This window comes from Sphingomonas sp. PL-96, assembly GCF_020707215.1.
Taxonomy (GTDB): domain Bacteria; phylum Pseudomonadota; class Alphaproteobacteria; order Sphingomonadales; family Sphingomonadaceae; genus Sphingomonas.
On sequence record NZ_JAJFET010000001.1, the window covers coordinates 1,048,720 to 1,069,210 of the forward strand.

The following is a 20,491-nucleotide window of genomic DNA, read 5'->3' on the forward strand; positions in this document are numbered from 1 at the left end:
CAATTCTGCGCGGGGAAGCCATGCGCGCAGCCGAGCAGCGCTGCTTTGCGGCAGGCACATCGCAATCCGAACTGATGGCACGCGCGGCGCGGGCCGTCGCCCGGGAGGTCGCGCGGCTGGGTGCCGGGCAGCCGGTGCTGGTGCTCGCAGGTCCCGGCAACAACGGCGGTGACGCCTATGCCGCCGCCACCATGCTGCGCGAGTGGGGGCACGATGTGGCCGTGGCCGCACTCGGCCGGCCAACCGCCGGAGCCGCAGCCGATTATGCGGCGGCATGGTCCGGGCCGGTGCAGACACTGGAGCAGGCGACACCGCGCCCGGTGCTGGTCGACGGGCTCTTCGGTATCGGCCTGTCCCGCCCCCTGGACGAAATGGTCGCGGCGCAGCTGGCGCGGCTGGTTGCCGGGGCTGTCGTGTCGGTGGCGATCGATCTGCCTTCCGGGCTTGCAACCGACAGCGGCGCCGATCTGGGCGCGCCTGGCGGCATCACGGCAACGGTCGCTCTGGGCGCTTTGAAGCCTGCGCATGCGATCGGCGCCGGCGCTGCGAAGTGCGGTCATGTCCTGCTCGCCGACATCGGCGTCGAGGCAGCGACAGACTGCCGCACCCTGGCCCGCCCCCGGCTGTCCGCGCCCGGGGCAGAGGCGCACAAATACGCTCGCGGTCTAGTGGTCGTGGTGGGCGGGAGCATGACGGGCGCCGCGCACCTGGCTGCGCGCGCCGCGCTCCACGGCGGCGCCGGCTATGTCAGCCTGGCGACAGCGACCCCGCCGGCCAGTGGCCCCGACGCCATCGTGCACCGAACGATCGCGAGCGGGGATGCGCTGGCCGCGCTGCTCACGGACGACCGCATCGACGCGGTCGTAATCGGGCCCGGCCTTGGCCGCGACGCTCCGGCACGGGATCTGCTAGAGGCAGCGCTCCGAAGCGACCGCGATCTGGTGGTCGATGGCGACGCGCTCAGCCTGCTCGCCGGCTCGGCTGCCGAGCGCCTGCGCACGCGGACGGCCAAAGCACTTGTTACTCCCCATTCCGGTGAATTCTCCCGCATGTTCGACACCGCCGACGACAAGATCACGGCCACGCGCTCCGCCGCAACCGCTTCGGGCGCGACGGTGATCCACAAGGGATCGGATACGGTGATCGCTGAAGCTTCGGGCAGCGTCGTCGTCGCCTCGGGCGCGTCGTCATGGCTTTCGACGGCCGGGACCGGCGACGTTCTCGCGGGCCTGGTCGCGGCACGGCACGCTGCCGGCGGCACCGCAGACCAAGCCGTTTGGCTGCACAGCCGCGCTGCCCGACTTGTCGGTCCCGCCTTTGCCGCGGACGACCTGATCGCCAAAATTCCTGTCGCCCTTGGAGAATGCCTGTGAGCGGCGACGGAATCGTGCGGGTCGCCGCGCGCGGCGAAGGGGTCTCGGGCGATGGGCGCCACGTCCCGCTCGCTGCGCCGGGCGACCGGCTGCTCGCGGACAACAGCATTGAGCCGGGACCGCATCACCAGCTGCCGCCCTGCCGTCACTTCCCGGAATGCGGCGGCTGCCAGCTTCAGCATCTCGACGATGCGAGCTATGCCGAGTTCGTGCGCGACCGGGTGCTGGGCGCCCTGGCGAGCCAGGGACTGACCGCAGAGGTGCGCCCGGCGCTCGTCTCGCCTCCGCGTACCCGCCGCCGCGCGACGCTGCACGCGGAGCGTCGCGGTCGGCAGGTGCTGCTCGGCTTCACTGAGACGAGCAGCCACCGCATCGTCGACATGGTGGAATGTCATATCCTGCTGCCGGAACTGTTCGCGCTGGTCGCCCCCTTGCGCATGCTGCTGGCAGCGATGCTGGGGGACCGCCGCGCGGACGTGCATCTGGCGCTGACCGACCGCGGCGTCGACGTGCTGATCACCGGTGCCTTGGGCGACAAGCTCGCCGACGTGGAGGCGCTGACCGCCTTCGCCGAGCGCCACAGTCTCGCCCGGCTATCGGTCGATGACGGCTATGGGCCCGAGACGCGCTGGGAGCCGGAGCCTGCCACCGTCAGCTTCGCCGGCGTGCCGGTTGCGCTTCAGCCGGGCGCCTTCCTGCAGGCCACCCGCGAGGGGGAGGCGGCGCTGGTGGCGGGCGTGCAGGAAGCGGTCGGCAGCGCGCCGGTCGTCGCCGATCTTTTCGCGGGCCTGGGCACCTTCTCGCTGGCGCTGGCCGAGCGCGCGAAGGTCTATGCCGGTGAGGCTGCGCGCGAGCCGATCCTGTCGCTGAAGGCCGCTGCGGGAGCTGGCGGCCGTCCGGTTTTTGCCGAACACCGCGACCTGTATCGGCGTCCGCTCGCTCCCGCCGAACTCGACCGGTTCGCCGCAGTGGTCATCGACCCGCCGCGCGCCGGCGCCCGCGAACAGGCGGCGGCGATCGCCAGCAGCAAGGTGCCCGTCGTCGCCTATGTTTCCTGCAATCCCAGCAGCTTCGCGCGCGACGTGAAGACGATGTGCGAAGGCGGCTATCGCATCGACTGGATCCAGCCCGTGGGCCAATTCCGCTGGTCCACCCACGTCGAGCTGGTCGCGCGGCTGAGCCGTCAGCCGGGGTAGACAGCCCCAGTGAAGTAAAGCCCGTCAGATGGAGCGTTGAGGCCGAGCTGCGCACGATCCCGCGCGGCAAGTACCTCGGCGACCCTTTCCGGGCTCCAGCGGCCTTGCCCGACCAGCGCCAGGCAACCGACCATCGAGCGGACCTGATGGTGGAGGAAGGAGCGGGCGGCGGCGCGGATGGCAAGCCGGTCGCCGTCGCGCACCACATCCAGGCGATCGAGCGTCCGCACCGGGCTTTCCGCCTGGCAATGCGCCGAGCGGAAGGTGGTGAAGTCATGCCGCCCCACCAGCAGCTGCGCCGCGGTCTGCATTGCCCCCGCATCCAGCGGCTGCGGGATCTGCCAGGCGAGCCCCGCCTCCCAGGTCAGCGGCGCACGGCGATTGGCGATGCGATATTCATAGGACCGCCCGACGCACGAGAAGCGCGCGTGCCAGTCGTCCGCCACCGCCTCGCAGGCGAGGATCGCGACCGGATCCGGCCGCAGATGCGCGTTGAGCGCCTCCATCAGCCGGAAAGGGGGGATCGCCTTTTCCACCTCGACATGCGCCCGCATCGCAAGGGCGTGGACGCCGGCATCGGTGCGGCCGGCGGCATGCACCGCCGCTGCTTCCCCGGTGATGCGCCACACCGCCTCCTCGATCGCCTGCTGGACGCTCGGGCCATGCGACTGTCGCTGCCAGCCCATGAAGGGGCGACCGTCATATTCCACCGTCAGCGCAAAACGAGTCACAACAGGCGCGTTCCCGCGGCGATCGGAAAGCCGCGCAGCAGGTCGACCGCCGGCATCGCACCACGTCCGGCGCGCTGGAGCAGGGTCGCGCGGATCGCGTGAGTGCCGCAGGCGATCGTCAGCTCGCGGTCCAGCACGGTGCCCGGGACCCCGCCATTGGGCACCACCTCCGCCGCCAGAACCCGGAAACGCTCGCCTTCGAGTTCGAAAAAGGCAGTCGGGTGAAACGCGCGGACCTGCCGCTCGACTGCGTCTGCCGGAAGGTCGAAGTTCAGCCGAGCCTCGGACTTGTCCAGCTTTGCGGCATAGGTGACGCCGGTTTCCGGTTGCGGGACAGGCGGATAGGCATCGACATTACCAAGCACTGCGACCATCGCAGCACCCCCCAGCTGCGCCAGTCGCTGGGTCAGTTCGCCTGCGGTCGCGGTACCGATGGGGGTGCGCACTTCGTGCCGTACGGGTCCAGTATCGAGGCCCGCCTCCATCTGCATGATGCCGACGCCTGTTTCCGCGTCGCTGGCCAGGATCGCGCGCTGCACCGGCGCTGCGCCTCGCCAGCGCGGCAGCAGAGAGGCGTGGACGTTGAGGCAGCCGAGCCGCGGCGCGTCGAGTACCGCCTGCGGTAGGATCAGGCCATAGGCGGCAACCACCGCCACATCGGCGTCCAGCGCCGCGAAATCGGCCTGTGCCTCCGCAGTCCGCAAGGTCGTCGGGTGCCGGACCGGGATGCCGAGCGCCTCCGCTCGCGCATGCACCGGGGTCGGGGTCGGCGCCTTGCCGCGGCGGCCGCCGGCCCGCGGGGGCTGGGTATAGGCGGCGACGAGTTCGTGTCCGGCATCGACCAGCGCGTCGAGAATGGTGACGGCGAAGTCGGGCGTGCCCATGAAGATGATGCGCATGGCCGCTCTCGACACGCTGGCGGCGCGGCACGCAAGCCCCTATCTGGGTTGGCGATGGCTTCCCCAGAGATTGAGGCGCTGACGCAGGCGCTGTCCCGGCTGCCCGGCCTTGGGCCCCGCTCCGCGCGCCGCGCGGTGCTGCACCTCATCAAGAAGCGCGAAACCGCGCTCGTCCCGCTACTGGGCGCGCTGGAGCGGGTAAGCGAGCGGCTGTCGACCTGCTCGACCTGCGGCAACGTCGATACCAGCGACCCGTGCGCCGTTTGTGCCGACCCGCGCCGCGATGCGCGCGCGCTGTGCGTGGTGGAGGAGGTGGCGGACCTGTGGGCCCTGGAGCGCTCGCGCCTGTTCCCCGGGCGCTTCCACGTGCTCGGCGGACGATTATCGGCGCTGGAGGGGGTGCGGCCGGAGGATCTCGCGATCGACCGGCTCGTCGCGCGCATCGCCGATGGCGGCATTGACGAGGTCGTGCTGGCGATGAACGCCACCCTGGAGGGGCAGACCACGGCCCATTATCTGGCCGAGCGGATCGAGGCCTATCCGGTGCGAATCACCCAGCTGGCACACGGCCTGCCCGTTGGTGGTGAGCTCGACTATCTGGACGAGGGCACGCTGGCGCAGGCGCTGCGCGCACGCCGCCCGGTCGGCTGAGCGGATCGCTTGACGGGGAAGGGGGGCTTACCTAGCTAGCGCCCATGGCCATCCTGCCCATCATCGAGATACCCGATCCGCGCCTGCGGCTGATTTCCACGCCCGTTGACGCGGTGGACGACGAAGTTCGCACGCTTGTCGCCGACATGTTCGAGACGATGTACGATGCGCCCGGCATCGGCCTTGCCGCGATCCAGGTCGCAGTGCCCAAGCGCGTGCTGGTCATCGATCTTCAGGAACAGGAGGACGAGGAGGGCAAGCCGATCAAGGAACCGCGGGCCTTCATCAACCCCGAGATCCTGGAAACGTCGGACGAATATTCGGTCTACAAGGAAGGGTGCCTTTCCATCCCCGAGCAGTTCGCCGACGTCGAGCGCCCCGCGCGCTGCCGCGTCCGGTGGCTGGACGAGCAGGGTGCCGAGCATGAGGAGTGGCTCGACGGGCTGCTCGCGACCTGCCTGCAGCATGAGATGGACCATCTGAACGGCGTGCTGTTCATCGACCATCTGTCCCGGCTGAAGCGCGACATGGTGATCAAGAAGCTCAACAAGGCGCGCAAGGTCGCCTGATCCGACGGGCCGGCGGGACAGTCCCGCCGGCCGCCCGTCTCACGACAACCCGTCGATCTGGCCTGCGGCGTTGACGCGGATGCCTTCGGCTGCCGGGACCCGCGGCAGGCCGGGCATGGTCATGATCTCCCCGCAGATCGCCACCACGAAGCCGGCTGCGGCGGCGAGCCGGACCTCACGGACATGCACGATATGGCCGCTCGGTGCGCCGAGCCGGGTCGGGTCCGTCGAGAAGCTGTACTGCGTCTTCGCCATGCATACGGGAAGGTCGCCGAACCCGTCCGCCTCCCAGCGACGGAGTTGGGCGAGCACGCTGGCGTCGGCCACCGCTTCCTCGGCGCGGTATATGCGCTGGGCCACCGTGTTGATCTTGTCGAACAGCCCCATGCGATCGTCGTAAAGCGGCACGAACCGCGCCGTTCCCGAATCCGCCAGCCCCGCGACCGCCTCGGCAAGGTCGGCAGCACCCGCGCCGCCTTCGGTGAAATGCGTGCAGACAATCGCCTCGCAGCCGTTTTCGGCGGCGATGGTGCGGATGACGGCGATTTCCGCATCCGTGTCGGTGGCGAAGCGATTGATGGCGACCACGGCAGACACGCCGAACTGCGCGACATTTTCCAGATGGCGGGCGAGGTTCACGCCGCCGCGCGCGACCGCCGCGACGTCCGGTTCGGCGAGCTCGGCCTTGGCAACGCCGCCGTTCATCTTCAGGGCGCGTACGGTTGCCACCACGACTGCGGCATCCGGCGCCAGGCCGGCCTTGCGGCATTTGATGTCGAAGAACTTCTCCGCGCCCAGATCGGCACCGAACCCGGCCTCGGTCACGACATAGTCGGCAAGGTCGAGCGCGGTACGGGTCGCGATCACCGAGTTGCAGCCATGGGCGATGTTGGCGAAGGGGCCGCCGTGGACAAAGGCGGGGGTGCCTTCCAGCGTCTGGACGAGATTGGGCTTCACCGCCTGCGCGAGCAGTGCCGCCATCGCGCCGGCGGCGTTCAGGTCGCGCGCGGTGACGGCGCGCCGGTCCGTGGTGTAGCCGACCACGATCCGCCCGAGCCGTGCCTCAAGGTCGGCCAGGTCGCTGGCCAGGCACAGGATCGCCATGACCTCGGACGCTACCGTGATGTCGAAGCCGGACTCGCGCGGATAGCCGTTGCTGGCGCCGCCCAGCGACTGAACGATGCTGCGCAGCGCCCGATCGTTCATGTCGACCACGCGCCGCCAGTGGATGCGGCGCACGTCGAGCCCGAGCGCATTGCCCCAGTAGATATGGTTGTCGACCATCGCCGCGAGCAGGTTATGCGCGCTGGTGATGGCGTGAAAATCGCCGGTGAAGTGCAGGTTGATGTCCTCCATCGGCACCACCTGCGCATAGCCGCCGCCTGCGGCCCCGCCCTTGGTGCCGAAGCAGGGGCCAAGCGACGGCTCGCGCAGGCACAGCGCGGTCCTGCGGCCGCTGCGCGACAGCGCGTCCGCCAGCCCGACCGACGTGGTGGTCTTGCCTTCCCCTGCGGGCGTCGGATTGATCGCGGTCACCAGGATCAGCTTGCCCCGCGCCGCACGCTTCGGCAGCGCGTCCACCGCGATCTTCGCCTTGTGATGGCCATAGGGCTCCACCGCCTCGACCGGGATGTCGAGTTTGGCGGCCACTTGGGCGATCGGGAGCAGGCGGGCGGCGCGAGAGATTTCAATGTCGGTCAGCATGGCCGCCGCTTAGGCGAGCGAGCCGGGCGCGGAAAGTCCGTGCGGGATGTTCTGCTTGTGACCTCCTTCATGCACGGGTAAGTTCCGGGTTCGTTCGCGTTGAGGGACTTGAGGAATGGACGCTGTGGTTCTGCTGGTGATCGTGTTGGCATTGATCGCCGGGCTCGCGCTCGGCTGGTATCTCAGCCAGCGCGGTGTCGCCGAAGCGCGCGGCGAGCGGGATCGTCGGGAGGGGGACTTCAAGGCGGCGATCGCCGACCTGGCGCTGGCGACCGAACGCGCCAAGGACGTCGGGCCGCTGCGCGAGGAGGTAGAGGGGCTCCGCCGCGAACTGCAGGTCGAGCGACTGGAGCATGCCAGCCTCAAGGCGACTGCGGCGGCGTTCGAGGAACGGCTGAACGAGTTCAAGGATGCGCGCGACGCGATGACCGCGCAGTTCAGGGAGACGGCGCAGGTGATGCTCGACGGCGCACAACGCAGCTTCCTGGAACGCGCGAACGAGCGTTTCCAACAGGCGGGCGAAACCAACGAGATGAAGCTGAAGGCGCTGCTCGCGCCCGTCGAGCAGACGCTGCAGCGCTATGAGCAGAACGTCAGCAAGGTCGAGGGCGAGCGCAAGGAGGCCTATGGCAACCTCGCCGGCCTGATGGAGGCGATGCGCCTCGGCCAGGAGTCGGTGAAGAGCGAGGCGGCGAAGCTCGTCAACGCGCTGCGCTCGGCGCCCAAGGCACGGGGGCGCTGGGGCGAGCAGCAGCTGCGCAACGTGCTCGAGACCTGTGGGCTCGCCGAGCACACCGACTTTGCCATGGAAGTGAGCGTCGAGAGCGAGGGCGGGCGGCTGCGTCCCGACGCGATCGTCAAGGTACCGGGCGGCAAGAGCCTGGTGATCGACGCCAAGGTATCGTTGAACGCCTATCAGGACGCGCATGGCGCGCTCGATGAGCGGGAACGCGCAACGCATATGCAGGCGCATGTCGGGTCGATGAAGACCCACATCACCCAGCTGGGTGCCAAGGCCTATCAGGCGCAGTTCGACGACACGCCCGACTATGTCATCATGTTCGTGCCCGGTGAGCATTTCCTGTCGGCGGCGCTGGAGCATGCGCCGGACCTGTGGGACTTCGCCTTCGATCGCCGCGTGCTGATCGCGACGCCTACAAACCTGATCGCGATCGCGCGCACGGTGGCTGCGGTCTGGCGGCAGGAGAAGCTGGCTGGCGAGGCACGCCAGATTGCGGAGCTCGGCAAGGAGCTCCACGCGCGGCTGTGCACCATGGGCGGCCACGTCGCGAAACTCGGCAAGAACCTGGAAACGGCGACCAGCGCGTATAACGCCTTCGTCGGCAGCCTGGAGTCGCAGGTTCTGACCTCGGCAAAGCGGTTCGAGGCGCTCAACATCGACACCGCGGGCAAGACGCTGGACCCGCTGCCGGTGGTCGAACAGGCTACGCGTCCGCTGACCAAGCTGGCGGCGGTGCTGGAGGCGCGGGAGCCGGAAGCGGCGGAATGACGAGTTTCAGGCGAGCGGCTGTGGCCATGCGGCCTCAGCCCGCATTCTCCAGCCGGTCGAGCACCGTATAGGCCATCACCGCGGTGGCCACCGCCGCGTTCAGGCTGTCGGCCTTGCCGCGCATCGGGATCTTGACCAGCAGGTCGCATTCCGCGGCCATGTGCGCGGGCATGCCCTGCGCTTCATTGCCGGTCAGCAGGAACGCCGGCGCCGCATAGGCCGGGGCGCGGTAATCATGCTGGGTGTCGAGGCTCAGCCCGATCAACTGGCCGGGTCCTGAACGCAACCACGGCTGGAATTCTTCCCAACGCGCCCGAGCAAAGGGCACGGTGAAGATTGCCCCCATGCTGGCGCGCACTGCCTCGACCGAAAACGGATCGACGCAGTCGTCGAGCAGGATCACGCCGCCCGCACCGGTCGCGTCCGCCGTGCGCAGGATGGTGCCGAGATTGCCGGGGTCGCGCAGGCGTTCGGCCACCAGCCATAGCGGCGCGGTGTTCCGGTCGATCCGGTCGAGCTCCGTCGGCAGTTCGTCGTAAACGCCCAGCACCGCGCCGGGATTGTCCTTGCCTGACAGCTTCGACAGGATGTCGGCATTGGTTTCGATCGCCTCGCCGCCTGCAGCCTCGCACGCCGCAACCAGGGGCCGAACAAGGGCGTGGTCAGCGCTGGCGCGCGTGTAGAACAGGTAGTGCGGCAGATGGCCCGCCTCGCGCGCTTCGGTCAGGATGCGCAGGCCCTCGGCCAGGAACATTCCTTCGTCGCGGCGGTGCTTCTTGTCGCGAAGCGTGCGGACCCGCTTCACCAGCGGGTTCGAAAAGGCGGTGATTTCTCTGGGCATGGCAGTCGAAACGAGGATCAATCCTCGCCGAAACGATCCTCGACAAGGGCCACCATCTCGCCAACGATGCGATCTGCCTCAGGCCCCTTGGCGCTGATGACAATGGTGTCGCCCATCGCGGCGCCCAGCATCATCAGCCCCATGATGGAGGTGGCGGTAACCTCGGTGCCGTCCTTTTCGACCGTAAGCGAGATCGGCTGCGTGGAGGCGAGCGTCACGAATTTGGCGCTGGCGCGCGCGTGCAGGCCGCGCCGGTTGCAAATGCGGACTTCGCGACGAACTTCGCTCATGCGGCCGCTTCCCCCAGCACCTCGGACGCGACGGAAATATACTTGCGGCCCGCGTCGCGCGCGGCGGCGACCGCCTCGACGACCTTCATCGTCTTGCGCGCGCCGCCCAGGCGGATCAGCATCGGCAGGTTGATGCCCGCGATCACCTCGATGCGGCCCGTCTCCATCAGCGAAATGGCAAGGTTGGACGGCGTGCCCCCGAACAGGTCGGTCAGCACGATCACGCCGTTGCCGTCGTTCACTTCCTCGATACCGTGCGCGATGTCCGCACGGCGTTCTTCCATGTCGTCTTCCGGGCCGATGCAGACGGTTGCGATCCGTTCCTGCCGGCCGACGACATGCTCCATCGCGACGACGAACTCTTGTGCGAGCCGCCCGTGCGTCACGAGTACCAAGCCGATCATTTCTCTCGAGCCCCCGAGCGATTCATGGAGCCTGCGGTGCATCCTCCAGCGAGTTCTGGGGCAAAGTCCCCAGGTCGCGGTGGGTCACCGTGGGCGAAAAACCTGCGTCGCGCAACCAAGACGCCATCCGTTCTGCGACGTGGACCGAACGATGCCGCCCCCCGGTACACCCGAACGCGACCGTAACATAGGCCTTTCCTTCGGCCCGATAGCGGGGGAGCAGGGTGCCGAGCAGCGTCTCGATCGCCTGCATCGCCGCCGGATAGGCAGGATCCTGCGCCACATAGGCAGCGACATCGGCATCCTTTCCCGTTCCGGGACGCAGTTCGGGAACCCAGTGCGGATTTTGCAGGAAGCGCATGTCGAGGACGATGTCCGCGTTGCGGGGGAGCCCGCGAGCGAAGCCGAAGGACAGAACGCTCAGCGTCGGCTCGCCATGCCCGGGCGTGGTATAGGTAGAACGGATCTGCTGCGCGAGATCGGAGGCCGAGAGATCGGTCGTGTCGATCAGCTGGCTTGCCCAGCGGCGAAGGGGCGAGAGCAGTTCGCGCTCGCGAGCGATGCCGTCGCGTGCCGGGCGGTCGAGCGCGAGCGGGTGGCGTCGCCGCGTCTCAGCGTAGCGGCGCTCCAGCTCCGTGCCGGCGCAGTCGAGGAACAGCGTGCCGACGTCGCGTTGTCCGCCTTCGTTCAGGAGCTTGATGCGGCGCACGATGCTCTCGGCGTCGAAGCCGCGGGTGCGCGAGCCGATGCCTAGCGCCAACGGCTGCCCGCCCTCCCGGTGAGTCACGGGCTGCTCTGTTGCCAACAGCCGGTCCAGGAGCAGGAGCGGGAGGTTTTCGACCACCTCCCATCCCAAGTCCTCGAGCGTCTTGAGCACGGTCGACTTGCCGGCACCGGACAGGCCGGTGACCAGCAGGATCCGCTGCGGGTCCTTGCTGTCGGTCATACAGCCTCAGCCAGCATGCGCAGCGCGAGTTCCACCTTGATCGGGGCGGAAGGCTCAAGCGCCGGGAGCGCGACGACGGGCACATCCACGCCGGCGATCCGGCGCTGCTCGGGCCGTTCGGGCAGTCGGTCGGGATTGGGTTCGATGCGCACCATCATCTGAACAGCGACCTCATGGCGGAAGGGCAGGCTGACAATGCCGATCCCGCGCACTTCGATCCGTCCGGCAATCCGGTCGGGCGCGCAGCCGACGAGGCCCGCGTCCGCTCTTGTGAGCAGGGTATAGTCGTCGCTCACCAGTTCGGCACCGCGGTCGATGAGGCGCAGCGTCAGGTCCGATTTGCCGGCGCCGGAATTTCCCTCGATCAGCACGCCCCGCCCCCCGATCGCGACGCAGCAGGCGTGAAGCGTCTCGGACTCCGCGGTCACGCCGCCACCTGCGGCAGGCGCACGACGAAACGCGCCCCACTCAGGCGATCTTCACGGGATTCGACGGCGATCATTCCCCCATGTCCTTCGACAATGGTACGCGCGATGGCAAGCCCCAGCCCGGAATGGGTGCCAAACGCCTCCTCGGCAGGACGCACCGAGTGGAAGCGGCGGAAGATGGCATCGCGGGCCTCCTCGGGCACGCCCGGACCTTCGTCTTCGACGCGCACGACCACGCATTCGTCTTCCACCGTAGCGGAAACGCCGATCAGCCCCTCGTCGGGAGAGAAGGAGACGGCGTTGTCGAGCAGGTTCTCGAATACGCGCTCCAACCGCGCGCCTTCGCCCAGCACCAGCATGGGCCCGTCGTTCAGCCGGTCGAAGCGGATGCGCACGCCGCGAACCGGGCTGCGTTCGGCGCGCAGCCCCACCAGCGCGTCCAGCAATGCGGCTACGTCGATCGGCTCGAACTTCGCCCGGCTGAGCTGTGCGTCGAGGCGGGACGCATCGGAGATGTCGCTGATGAGGCGATCGAGCCGATGCACGTCGTCGCGCATGATCGCCATCAGCCGCTCCTGCAGCGCCGGATCCTGGACATGGGCGAGGCTGTCCATCGCCGAGCGCAACGAGGCGAGCGGGTTCTTGAGTTCGTGGGTGACATCGGCGGCAAAGGCCTCGGTGGCGTCGATACGGGCGCGCAGCGCGCCGCTCATGTCGGACAGCGCCCGCGCCAGCATGCCGATTTCGTCGCGGCGGTAGGGCAGGCGGGGCACCACCACCTCGCGCGCGCGCCCCAGCCGCACCCGCACCGCGGCGCGTGCCAATCGGCGGAGCGGCTGCACGATGGTGCGCGCGAGGAAGAGCGACAAAAGCACCGAGACGAGCGCCACCACCGCAAGCACGACGCTGAGTCGCAGTCGTTCGGCCCGGACGCTCTGCAGGATGTCGCGCGCGTCCACCGTCGAGTGGAGCGTGGTCTCGGCGGTCAACGGCGCGGCCGCGGTGATGACGGGTGAGCGATCCGGCGCCCGCCACACAGTCGCTGCACTCCGGCCGGTGGCGGCAGCACTGCGGACCTCGGGCCAGCTCCGCCCGGCGGCATTGCCGCGCTCGCGGTACAGTGGCGCGCGGCGCGTGCCGGCGACGGTGTCGATCATTGCGTCGAGCAGGCGCGCCGCGTCCTGCTGCCATGGCTCCTTGTCGGGGTCGCGCAGACGGAAATTGTGAACGCCGGCCGCGCGGCTGTCGAACCGTTCGACGCCGGCCGCGTCATAGACACGCAGACGCGCACCCTGGGCGCGCGCCATGCGGAGCAGCAGCGCGGGACGCGCGGCCGGGACGACAGCCCGCAGCGCCTCACCGGTGAGCGCAACCTCCCGCTCCGTCTGGCTCACCCGCTCGTCCAGGATGCGGGCCCGGAAGCTGTCCAGGTAGAAGAAGCCGCCCGCGACCAGCGCGAGGGCGAAGATGTTGACGAACAGGATGCGCGGGGTGAGCGAGACCTTCCCCGACCAGCGGGGGGTCAGCGCCTCCTCGTCACTCCTCCGAGAAACGATAGCCGGCGCCATACAGCGTCTCGATGGCGTCGAACGCGTTGTCGACCTGCCGGAACTTGCGCCGGATGCGCTTGATGTGGCTGTCGATCGTCCGGTCGTCGACGTAGATGTCGTCCTGGTAGGCCGCGTCCATCAGCTGGTTGCGCGTCTTCACGATCCCGGGCCGCTGCGCCAGCGTCTCCAGGATCAGGAACTCGGTCACCGTCAGCGTTACCACGCCGCCGTCCCAGGTGACGCGGTGACGGGCCGGGTCCATTGCCAGCCGCCCGCGCGTCAACACCGGCTGTGGCGCATCCTCGCCTTGCTCCTGTGCGGCGGCGGGCGCCTCGGCCCGGCGCAGGATGGCGCGGATGCGCGCAATCAGCAGCCGCTGGGAAAAGGGTTTGGCGATATAGTCGTCGGCGCCCATCGCCAGGCCCAGCGCCTCGTCCAGCTCATCGTCCTTCGACGTGAGGAAGATCACCGGCACCTGGCTCTTCTCGCGAAGCCGGCGCAGCAGTTCGAGGCCGTCCATCCGTGGCATCTTGATGTCGAGCACGGCCAGGTCCGGGGCGTTCTCGATCAACGCCTTCAGCGCAGCCTCGCCATCCGAATAGACACGCGTCGCGAAGCCGTCCGCCTGCAACGCGATCGATACCGAGGTGAGGATGTTGCGGTCGTCGTCGACGAGCGCGATGGTCGCCGTCATCGCCAGTCCCTTGGTTCCGCTGCCATCCTCAGGCGGTATCGCAAAGGCGCAGGCTGCTCAACTGCAACCATGCGGCCGTCGAAGTCTGCGACGCCCGGTGCCTCGTTCCAGGTTCGGAACGACATCGGCGAATTGCCGTTGTGGTCCGAATGGAAGATCTCAGCCGAACGATCGTCCGCACCTGGCGCGACCTGCCGGAGCCGCTTGTCGACACGGCCGTCGTGCTGGCGGCTGTGGCAGCTGCGCTGATCCTCCACGCCATCGCCCACCGCGTGATGCGCCGGTTCGCCGCGCGCACGCCCGGCAGCGCGGACGACGTCTTCGTCGAGCAAGGTCGCCGCCCGAGCCGGTGGATCATGGTCGCACTGGCGCTGGCCTTCGTCCGCCGCGCGCTCGATCTGTCCGAGCGCGCCGACGTCCTGTGGAACCAGCTCGCAGGATTCATCATCCCGGCGCTCCTGGGCTGGTTCGCCATCGCCATGATCCGGGCGGGCGGGCAGGCCGTGGAGATCGCCGCCGACATCAGCGTGGCAGACAATCTGCGCGCACGCCGCCGCCGCACCCGCAGCGCCATCCTTGGCCGCATCGCGATCCTGGGCGTAGGCTTTGTTACGATCTGCCTGATGCTGCTGAGCATCCCCAGCGTCCGGTCGGTCGGTGTGACCCTCATGGCTTCTGCGGGTCTTGCAGGCCTTGCCGTTGGCGCAGCAGCACAGCCGGCGCTCAAGAACATCATCGCCGGCGTCCAGATGGCGTTTACCGAGCCGATCCGCATCGACGATGTCGTCATCATCGAGGGGGAATGGGGTCGCATCGAGGAAATCCGCCTCACCTATGTGGTGGTGGCGATCTGGGACGAGCGGCGCCTGGTGGTGCCGGTGTCGAAGTTCCTGGAGGATAGTTTCCAGAACTGGACGCGCCACTCCAGCCAGCTGCTAGGCTCCGCATTCTTCTGGCTCGATCCGACCGCGGACATCCCGCGGCTGCGCAACCGGTTTGAGGAGGTCGTGCGCGCCAATCCCAAATGGGACGGGCGCGCGCTAACGCTGCAGGTGACCGATACGAAGCCGGACGCGATCGAGGTGCGCGTGCTGGCAACTGCCGCCGACGCCGGCCTGACCTTTGACCTGCGCTGCGACATTCGCGAGGCATTGCTGGCCTATATTCGCGATGCCATGCCGGAGGCGCTGCCGCGGCGTCGGCTGGAGTGGCACGACGCCGCGGGCAACCCCGACAAGGCGACTAGGCCCGCGACCGCTGGATGAAGGCGTCGATGTTGCGTTCCAGCACCGTCATCGGCACGCCGCCGCCGGTGATGACCGCGTCGTTGAACCCGCGGAAATCGTAGCGACCGCCCAGCGCTTGCCGAGCCTTGGTCCGCAGCCGGTTGATCTCCGAATGACCGACCTTGTAGCCGCAGGCCTGGCCCGGCCAGGAGCAGTAGCGGTCGACCTCGCCGCTGACTTCCTCGACGCTGGAGCCGTTGGTGGTGGCGAACCATTGCACCGCCTGCTCGCGGGTCCAGCGCTTGGCATGGAGGCCGCTGTCCACCACCAGGCGGCACGCGCGGAACGCGATCGACTGGAGGTAGCCGAGCCGTCCCACCGGATCGCCTTCGTAGACGCCCAGTTCGTCGCCCAGCTGCTCGCCATACAGCGCCCAGCCTTCCGAAAAGGCGTTGAAGCCGAGCAGCGACCGGATCAGCGGCAGGCGGAAGGTATATTCCCCCTGCCAGACGTGGCCGGGAATCGCCTCGTGATAGGCAAGCGTCGGCAGCGCATAGCGGGGCCAGATCTCGGTGGTGCGCAGGTTGATCCACAGCTTGCCGGGCACGCTGCCATCGATCGAGCCGGGGCCGCCATAGGCGCCAGGGGCCCCGGCTTCCTCGACCAGCGGGATGCGACGCACTTCCGCGCGGCCGGGCACCAGCGTGTGAAAGGCGCGCGGCATGCGGGTCCGCATGTCGTTGAGACGATCGGTCAGCAGCGCCACGATCTGCTCGCGGCCCTTGTCGTCGTCGGGAAACAGGAAGCGCGGGTCCTTGCCCAATGCCGTCATCCGCTCGCCGACCGTCCCCTTGGTGTAGCCCAGCGGCTTCAGGATCGTGTCCATCTCCGCCTGCAGCCGGGCGAGCTCGTCGCGGCCCATTGCGTGGACTTCGTCGGGTGTCATGTTGGTCGTGGTGGAGGCTCGCAGCGCCCAGGCGTAATAGCCGTCGCCGCCGGGCAGCTTCCAGACGCCAGCGTCGGCGGTAGCCTTCGCCCGCTGGTCCTTAAGCGCCGCTTCCTGCCGCAGCAGGGCCGGGCGGACCTTGTCCTCCAGCAGGCGCGCCACCGCCTGGAGGTCCGCGCCCGGGACCTTGGCCGTGCGGCTCGCATAGCTTTTGTAGAGGTCCCAGTCGGTCACTGCACCGGCATGGCTCTTGCCGATCTGGGTGAGGGTCTTGTCGAGCAGGAAGTCGGGCGGGATCACGTTCAGCGCCGTTGCCGCCCGCAGCCGCTCGGCCTCGCCGTCGAGCTGCCCGGGATAGGCCTCCAGCCGCTCGACGAATGCCTCGGCATCCGCCCGGCTCTCGATCTTGTGGTCGCTGTCGAGGAAGCGTGGCGTGTCGAGATAGGCGCCGACGTTCTGGGCGACCACATAGGGGTGTTGCGCCAGCCGCCGACCGCAACGTCGCCATAGGGCTGGGCGAAGCCCCCGAGCGCGGTTTGAAACGCAGTGCGGACCACGTCCACGTCGGTGCGCGTGGCGGGCGAAAGCGACGCCGGATCGATCGTCTTCAAACGGGCGACATGCTCGGCCAGGTGGCGGCGCACCAGCGCCTGTCCAGCCGGCGAGCGGTCTCCGAGCCTCGACTTGAGCCCCGCGCGCTTGCCCGTGTCGATGCCGAGGCCAGATGCCGTTTCCGGCATGTCCACCAGCAACGACTCGGCGATCTGTTGCAGCATCGCTTCGGCCGCAGCATCCGCACCGGAGGCGGCGCGGGCAGCGGCCGGAAGCGCCTGGATCGCGACGGTGGCGGCGCCTGCGGCCAGGAGTTCGCGGCGAGTGACGGTCATGCAGCTTCCTTGTCAGGAGGAGGCAGGCGGGAGGTCGAACGAAGCGCCCGCTTGGAAAGGAGCCGCTTTGCTAGCATGACCGCTGCATGAGAACAGCCCATCCTGCCTGCCATCTGAAGGCCCGCCCATGATCCGTCGCGTCCTCTTCGGCGAGCATTCGACCCAGGCGCCCGCGATCGCCCAGTTCATCGACCGCAGTCGCTTCGATCCCACCTTCGCAGAGCTCGCGATGGCGGATTTCGAAGCGTTCGATCTGGTCGTGCCCCTCAGTGTCGCACAGATTGATCAGGTGCGGCCCGCCAATGCGAACGGTGTCCGGCGGGCGGTGCTGCCAAGAGCGGAGCTGGTAGCGCTGTGCGACGACAAGCTCGCCTGCAACCAGTGGCTGATCGCCCAGGGCTTCGGGGCGCATGTGCCCGCGTTGCTGGGACCGGAGCCGCAATCCTTTCCCTATATCCGCAAGTCGCGGCAGGGGAACTTCGGCGCAGGTTGCGTGATGGTTCGGGACGCAGCCGCGGCCGCGGCATTAGGACCGATCGACGAGACCTCGTTCCACCAGCACGCGGTTGCAGGCGCCGATGAATATGTCCTTCACTTGGTCCGCATCGACGGGCAGATCCGTTTCCGGCTCTGCTACCGCTACGACATGGGCACGCCGCTGGCCGTTCGGGGCGGAGCCGAGAGCGCCAGGACGGTCGTGCCGGCGGAGGCAGGCGACGCGCTGCCGCTGTGCACTGCGATCCTGGGCGCGATGGGCTACGAAGGCACCTGCTGCTTCAACTACAAGCTGGAGGACGGCCAGCCGCAGATCCTGGAGATCAATCCGCGGTTCGGGGGTTCGCTGGTGGGGGAGGTGAGCGCCTATCTCCAGGCGCATGTGGACGCGCTGGGACCAATCGCCCCCTAGCGCGTCGGGGCCGCCTTGGTTACATGGGCCGCCAACTTCCGACTCCCGCAGGATCTGGCGCTCCCATGGACATCCCTCTCGGTCTCACTTTCGACGACGTTCTCCTGTACCCGGCAGAATCCGACGTTCTGCCCAGCCAGGCGGACACGCGAACCCAGGTGACCCGCGGCCTTGCGCTCAACATCCCGGTGCTCTCCTCGGCGATGGACACGGTGACCGAGGCTGACATGGCGATCGTCATGGCGCAGCTGGGCGGCATCGGCGTGCTTCACCGCAACCTCGACATCGAGCAGCAGGTCGCCGCCGTCCGGGCGGTCAAGCGGTTCGAGTCGGGCATGGTGGTGAACCCGATCACGATCCTGGCGGACGCTCCGCTTGCCGAAGCGCAGGCGCTGATGCAGCGCCATCGCATCAGCGGCATCCCGGTCACCGATCCGTCCGGCAAGCTGGTGGGCATCCTCACCCACCGCGACGTGCGCTTCGCCGAGAACCCTGCGCAGCCCGTTGCGGAGCTGATGACGCGCGACAATCTTGCGACGGTTCCTGCCGGTGTCAGCCAGGAGGATGCGCGCCGCCTGCTGCACCAGCGCCGCATCGAGAAGCTGCTGGTGGTGGATGAGGCCTATCGCTGCGTCGGCCTCATCACCGTCAAGGACATCGAAAAGGCGGTGACCTATCCGTCGGCAACCAAGGACGCGGCCGGGCGCCTGTGCGTCGCCGCCGCGACGACGGTCGGCGACAAGGGGTATGAGCGCACCGCCGCGCTGGTCGATGCCGAGTGCGACCTGATCGTGATCGACACCGCCCACGGCCACAACCGCGAGGTCGCGCGCGCTGTCGAGCGGGTGAAGAAGCTTTCCAACTCGGTCCAGGTGATCGCCGGCAACGTCGCGACTGCCGAGGCAACCCGCGCGCTGATCGACGCGGGCGCTGACGGCATCAAGGTCGGCATCGGTCCGGGCTCGATCTGCACCACGCGCGTGGTGGCCGGCATCGGCGTGCCCCAGCTAACCGCGGTGATGGAGTCGGCCAGGGAAGCACGCAAGTCGGGCGTGCCGGTGATCGCCGACGGCGGCATCCGCACCTCGGGCGATGTCGCCAAAGCGCTGGCTGCCGGTGCGTCGGCGGTGATGATCGGTTCGCTGCTCGCAGGGACCGAGGAAGCGCCGGGCGAGACCTTCCTGTACCAGGGCCGCGCCTACAAGTCGTACCGCGGGATGGGCTCGGTTGGCGCGATGGCGAAGGGCTCGGCCGACCGCTATTTCCAGCAGGACATCAAGGATCAGCTGAAGTTGGTGCCGGAAGGCATCGAGGGTCAGGTGCCGTACAAGGGCCCGGCCCGCGACGTCATCCACCAGCTGGTCGGCGGCGTGAAGGCGGCGATGGGCTATACCGGCTCGCGCACCATTCCGGAGCTTCAGGAGCGTGCGCGCTTCGTGCGGATCACCGGCGCGGGCCTGAAGGAAAGCCATGTTCACGACGTAACGATCACGCGTGAAGCACCCAATTATCCGACCCGCTGATCCAGCAGCGGAGACAAGGGCATGACACCGGCGGCACGCGCTCAGGCCGCGATCGACCTGCTCGACGCAGTGATCGAGGCCGCGCGGAGCGGCGGCGCTGCGGCGGACACGGTCGCCCAGCGCTTCTTTGCTGCGCGACGCTACGCCGGGTCCAAGGACCGGCGGGCGATCCGCGCGCTGGTCTATGAGGCGATCCGCAGCTTTGGCGAGCGGCCGGCGAATGGCCGCGCGGCCTTGGTCGCGCTCGCGCGGGTGCAGCCCGAGCTTGCTGCCGCGTTCGACGGCTCCGGCTATGGTCCGGCCGTGATCGAGCCGGACGAGGTTGCGGCCGAACCGGGCCTGGCGCCGGCGTGGTTGGTGGAGGCGCTTGCGGCATCTGGCCTCGACACGCACGAAGTCACCGCGCTGCTGGAGCGTGCGCCCGTCGACGTGCGGGTGAACCGGCTGAAGGCAGAGGTCGCGCAGGTACAGGCCGAGATCGGCGGCGAGCAGCTGGCGTTCGCGCCGGACGCGCTGCGGCTCGGCACCGACGCGCCGGTCGAGCCGCTGGCCGCCTGGCGCGAGGGGCGCATCGAGGTCCAGGACGCCGGCAGCCAGCTGGTCGGCAGCATCGCAGGCGCCGAGCCAGGCATGGGTGTCGTCGACCTGTGCGCCGGTGGCGGCGGCAAGACGCTGTCGCTGGCGGCTGCCATGGACAACCGCGGCCGCATCGTCGCCAGCGACACCGATCGCGGGCGGTTGTCGCGGCTGCCGGAGCGCGCCGCGCGTGCCGGCGTGACGATCGCCGAGACCCGGCTGCTCGACCCCAGGCGCGAAGTCGAGGGTCTGGCCGACTTTGAGGGGCAGGCCGACCTGGTGCTGGTCGACGCGCCCTGTTCGGCAACCGGAACCTGGCGGCGCAATCCTGAGGCCCGTTGGCGGCTCACCCCGGAGCGGCTGGCGCGCTTTGCCGAGGTACAGGGGCGATTGCTCGACGTCGCCGCAGGGCTGGTGCGACCGGGCGGGACCCTCACCTATGTCGTTTGTTCGCTGCTGGACGTGGAAGGGCGGGATCAGGTCGCCGCCTTCCTTGGCCGCCACGCCGGATGGTCGGCGCTTCCGATCGACGCACAGGCAGGGCGGTCGCACGGCGACGGCGTGCGGCTGACGCCGGGACACGACGGAACGGACGGCTTTTTTGTCGCGAGGCTCGCCCGGCCATGATAGCCGTGCGCTT

19 protein-coding genes and 1 pseudogene are annotated in these 20,491 nt (G+C 68.8%); 9 read left to right on the forward strand and 11 right to left on the reverse strand.

Translation table 11 applies throughout. The features are described 5' to 3' along the window. Positions 1 to 20 precede the first annotated feature (20 nt). Together LK533_RS04805 and LK533_RS04810 are read left to right on the forward strand one after the other, a co-directional pair. Positions 21 to 1,373 carry an NAD(P)H-hydrate dehydratase gene (locus LK533_RS04805; RefSeq protein ID WP_229361611.1) on the forward strand — a complete coding sequence of 451 codons (1,353 nt, stop codon included), beginning with the start codon at positions 21 to 23 and terminating at the stop codon, positions 1,371 to 1,373. Beyond that, complete coding sequence (locus LK533_RS04810) at positions 1,364 to 2,569, forward strand: class I SAM-dependent RNA methyltransferase (protein ID WP_420705814.1); 1,206 nt, start codon at positions 1,364 to 1,366, stop codon at positions 2,567 to 2,569. Before LK533_RS04805 ends, LK533_RS04810 begins: the two co-directional genes overlap by 10 nt. Here LK533_RS04810 and truA read toward each other — a convergent pair. Together truA and fmt are read right to left on the reverse strand one after the other, a co-directional pair. Next, positions 2,557 to 3,300 (reverse strand): tRNA pseudouridine(38-40) synthase TruA, encoded by a 744-nt coding sequence (gene truA, locus LK533_RS04815; protein WP_229361613.1) that lies wholly within the window; start codon positions 3,298 to 3,300, stop codon positions 2,557 to 2,559. The two genes, LK533_RS04810 and truA, sit on opposite strands and share 13 nt — an antisense overlap. Beyond that, the gene (fmt, locus tag LK533_RS04820) at positions 3,297 to 4,199 is read right to left on the reverse strand and encodes a methionyl-tRNA formyltransferase (protein WP_229361614.1); all 903 of its coding nucleotides are present in this window, start codon (positions 4,197 to 4,199) and stop codon (positions 3,297 to 3,299) included. Before fmt ends, truA begins: the two co-directional genes overlap by 4 nt. Positions 4,200 to 4,253: 54 nt before the next feature. Here fmt and recR point away from each other — a divergent pair, with 54 nt between their 5' ends. Beyond that, positions 4,254 to 4,850, forward strand: coding sequence for a recombination mediator RecR (gene recR / locus LK533_RS04825; RefSeq protein WP_229361615.1), 597 nt, complete (start codon positions 4,254 to 4,256; stop codon positions 4,848 to 4,850). A gap of 44 nt (positions 4,851 to 4,894) precedes the next feature. Continuing rightward, a complete protein-coding gene (def, locus tag LK533_RS04830; protein ID WP_229361616.1) occupies positions 4,895 to 5,419 on the forward strand; it encodes a peptide deformylase in 525 nt (174 codons plus the stop codon). A 39-nt stretch (positions 5,420 to 5,458) separates the two neighbouring features. Here def and LK533_RS04835 read toward each other — a convergent pair whose 3' ends face one another. Next, complete coding sequence (locus tag LK533_RS04835; RefSeq protein WP_229361617.1) at positions 5,459 to 7,123, reverse strand: formate--tetrahydrofolate ligase; 1,665 nt, start codon at positions 7,121 to 7,123, stop codon at positions 5,459 to 5,461. Between the two features lie 115 nt (positions 7,124 to 7,238). Between LK533_RS04835 and rmuC the strand changes: the two genes are divergently transcribed. Then, positions 7,239 to 8,633 carry a DNA recombination protein RmuC gene (gene rmuC, locus LK533_RS04840; RefSeq protein WP_229361618.1) on the forward strand — a complete coding sequence of 465 codons (1,395 nt, stop codon included), beginning with the start codon at positions 7,239 to 7,241 and terminating at the stop codon, positions 8,631 to 8,633. Between the two features lie 34 nt (positions 8,634 to 8,667). Here rmuC and LK533_RS04845 read toward each other — a convergent pair whose 3' ends face one another. From LK533_RS04845 to LK533_RS04875, 7 genes are read right to left on the reverse strand one after another with little or no spacing between them, the layout of a single operon-like run. Further along, positions 8,668 to 9,474, reverse strand: a complete 807-nt coding sequence (locus tag LK533_RS04845) for a TrmH family RNA methyltransferase (RefSeq protein WP_229361619.1) — start codon at positions 9,472 to 9,474, stop codon at positions 8,668 to 8,670. Between the two features lie 17 nt (positions 9,475 to 9,491). Continuing rightward, the gene (locus tag LK533_RS04850) at positions 9,492 to 9,764 is read right to left on the reverse strand and encodes an HPr family phosphocarrier protein (RefSeq protein ID WP_229361620.1); all 273 of its coding nucleotides are present in this window, start codon (positions 9,762 to 9,764) and stop codon (positions 9,492 to 9,494) included. Then, on the reverse strand, positions 9,761 to 10,168 hold the full coding sequence (locus LK533_RS04855) for a PTS sugar transporter subunit IIA (RefSeq protein ID WP_229361621.1): 408 nt from the start codon (positions 10,166 to 10,168) through the stop codon (positions 9,761 to 9,763). The genes LK533_RS04850 and LK533_RS04855 overlap by 4 nt, the downstream gene beginning before the upstream one ends. A 22-nt stretch (positions 10,169 to 10,190) precedes the next feature. Continuing rightward, positions 10,191 to 11,114, reverse strand: a complete 924-nt coding sequence (gene rapZ / locus LK533_RS04860; protein WP_229361622.1) for an RNase adapter RapZ — start codon at positions 11,112 to 11,114, stop codon at positions 10,191 to 10,193. Continuing rightward, positions 11,111 to 11,542, reverse strand: coding sequence for an HPr kinase/phosphorylase (locus LK533_RS04865; RefSeq protein WP_229361623.1), 432 nt, complete (start codon positions 11,540 to 11,542; stop codon positions 11,111 to 11,113). The genes rapZ and LK533_RS04865 overlap by 4 nt, the downstream gene beginning before the upstream one ends. Next, entirely contained in the window at positions 11,539 to 13,110 is a 1,572-nt protein-coding gene (locus LK533_RS04870) for a sensor histidine kinase (protein WP_229361624.1), read from the reverse strand. The genes LK533_RS04865 and LK533_RS04870 overlap by 4 nt, the downstream gene beginning before the upstream one ends. Further along, the gene (locus LK533_RS04875; protein ID WP_229361625.1) at positions 13,079 to 13,786 is read right to left on the reverse strand and encodes a response regulator transcription factor; all 708 of its coding nucleotides are present in this window, start codon (positions 13,784 to 13,786) and stop codon (positions 13,079 to 13,081) included. Before LK533_RS04875 ends, LK533_RS04870 begins: the two co-directional genes overlap by 32 nt. 149 nt (positions 13,787 to 13,935) lie before the next feature. Between LK533_RS04875 and LK533_RS04880 the strand changes: the two genes are divergently transcribed. Continuing rightward, positions 13,936 to 15,051 carry a mechanosensitive ion channel family protein gene (locus LK533_RS04880; protein WP_229361626.1) on the forward strand — a complete coding sequence of 372 codons (1,116 nt, stop codon included), beginning with the start codon at positions 13,936 to 13,938 and terminating at the stop codon, positions 15,049 to 15,051. On the opposite strand, the pseudogene LK533_RS04885 reads toward LK533_RS04880, so the two are convergent. Further along, positions 15,029 to 16,845, reverse strand: a pseudogene (locus tag LK533_RS04885) (DUF885 domain-containing protein). The gene LK533_RS04880 and the pseudogene LK533_RS04885 overlap by 23 nt on opposite strands. A 127-nt stretch (positions 16,846 to 16,972) precedes the next feature. On the opposite strand from LK533_RS04885, the gene LK533_RS04890 reads away from it, so the two are divergent. The 3 genes from LK533_RS04890 to LK533_RS04900 all read left to right on the forward strand — a co-directional run bounded on the left by LK533_RS04890 (position 16,973) and on the right by LK533_RS04900 (position 20,478). Next, positions 16,973 to 17,752, forward strand: coding sequence for an ATP-grasp domain-containing protein (locus tag LK533_RS04890; protein WP_229361627.1), 780 nt, complete (start codon positions 16,973 to 16,975; stop codon positions 17,750 to 17,752). Between the two features lie 65 nt (positions 17,753 to 17,817). After that, on the forward strand, positions 17,818 to 19,275 hold the full coding sequence (gene guaB / locus LK533_RS04895) for an IMP dehydrogenase (protein ID WP_229361628.1): 1,458 nt from the start codon (positions 17,818 to 17,820) through the stop codon (positions 19,273 to 19,275). A 21-nt stretch (positions 19,276 to 19,296) separates the two neighbouring features. Continuing rightward, positions 19,297 to 20,478: an RsmB/NOP family class I SAM-dependent RNA methyltransferase gene (locus LK533_RS04900; RefSeq protein WP_229361629.1), complete on the forward strand. Its 1,182-nt coding sequence runs from the start codon at positions 19,297 to 19,299 to the stop codon at positions 20,476 to 20,478. Positions 20,479 to 20,491 lie beyond the last annotated feature (13 nt).

Coding starts and splice junctions, on each gene's coding strand:
- rmuC (WP_229361618.1), top strand. CDS start 7,239: ATGGACGCTGTGGTTCTGCTGGTGATCGTGTTGGCATTGATCGCCGGG.
- LK533_RS04805 (WP_229361611.1), top strand. CDS start 21: ATGCGCGCAGCCGAGCAGCGCTGCTTTGCGGCAGGCACATCGCAATCC.
- LK533_RS04855 (WP_229361621.1), bottom strand. CDS start 10,168: ATGATCGGCTTGGTACTCGTGACGCACGGGCGGCTCGCACAAGAGTTC.
- LK533_RS04875 (WP_229361625.1), bottom strand. CDS start 13,786: ATGACGGCGACCATCGCGCTCGTCGACGACGACCGCAACATCCTCACC.
- rapZ (WP_229361622.1), bottom strand. CDS start 11,114: ATGACCGACAGCAAGGACCCGCAGCGGATCCTGCTGGTCACCGGCCTG.
- LK533_RS04890 (WP_229361627.1), top strand. CDS start 16,973: ATGATCCGTCGCGTCCTCTTCGGCGAGCATTCGACCCAGGCGCCCGCG.
- LK533_RS04880 (WP_229361626.1), top strand. CDS start 13,936: ATGGAAGATCTCAGCCGAACGATCGTCCGCACCTGGCGCGACCTGCCG.
- LK533_RS04835 (WP_229361617.1), bottom strand. CDS start 7,123: ATGCTGACCGACATTGAAATCTCTCGCGCCGCCCGCCTGCTCCCGATC.
- fmt (WP_229361614.1), bottom strand. CDS start 4,199: ATGCGCATCATCTTCATGGGCACGCCCGACTTCGCCGTCACCATTCTC.
- LK533_RS04870 (WP_229361624.1), bottom strand. CDS start 13,110: ATGGCGCCGGCTATCGTTTCTCGGAGGAGTGACGAGGAGGCGCTGACC.
- LK533_RS04850 (WP_229361620.1), bottom strand. CDS start 9,764: ATGAGCGAAGTTCGTCGCGAAGTCCGCATTTGCAACCGGCGCGGCCTG.
- LK533_RS04845 (WP_229361619.1), bottom strand. CDS start 9,474: ATGCCCAGAGAAATCACCGCCTTTTCGAACCCGCTGGTGAAGCGGGTC.
- recR (WP_229361615.1), top strand. CDS start 4,254: ATGGCTTCCCCAGAGATTGAGGCGCTGACGCAGGCGCTGTCCCGGCTG.
- LK533_RS04900 (WP_229361629.1), top strand. CDS start 19,297: ATGACACCGGCGGCACGCGCTCAGGCCGCGATCGACCTGCTCGACGCA.
- LK533_RS04810 (WP_420705814.1), top strand. CDS start 1,364: ATGCCTGTGAGCGGCGACGGAATCGTGCGGGTCGCCGCGCGCGGCGAA.
- def (WP_229361616.1), top strand. CDS start 4,895: ATGGCCATCCTGCCCATCATCGAGATACCCGATCCGCGCCTGCGGCTG.
- guaB (WP_229361628.1), top strand. CDS start 17,818: ATGGACATCCCTCTCGGTCTCACTTTCGACGACGTTCTCCTGTACCCG.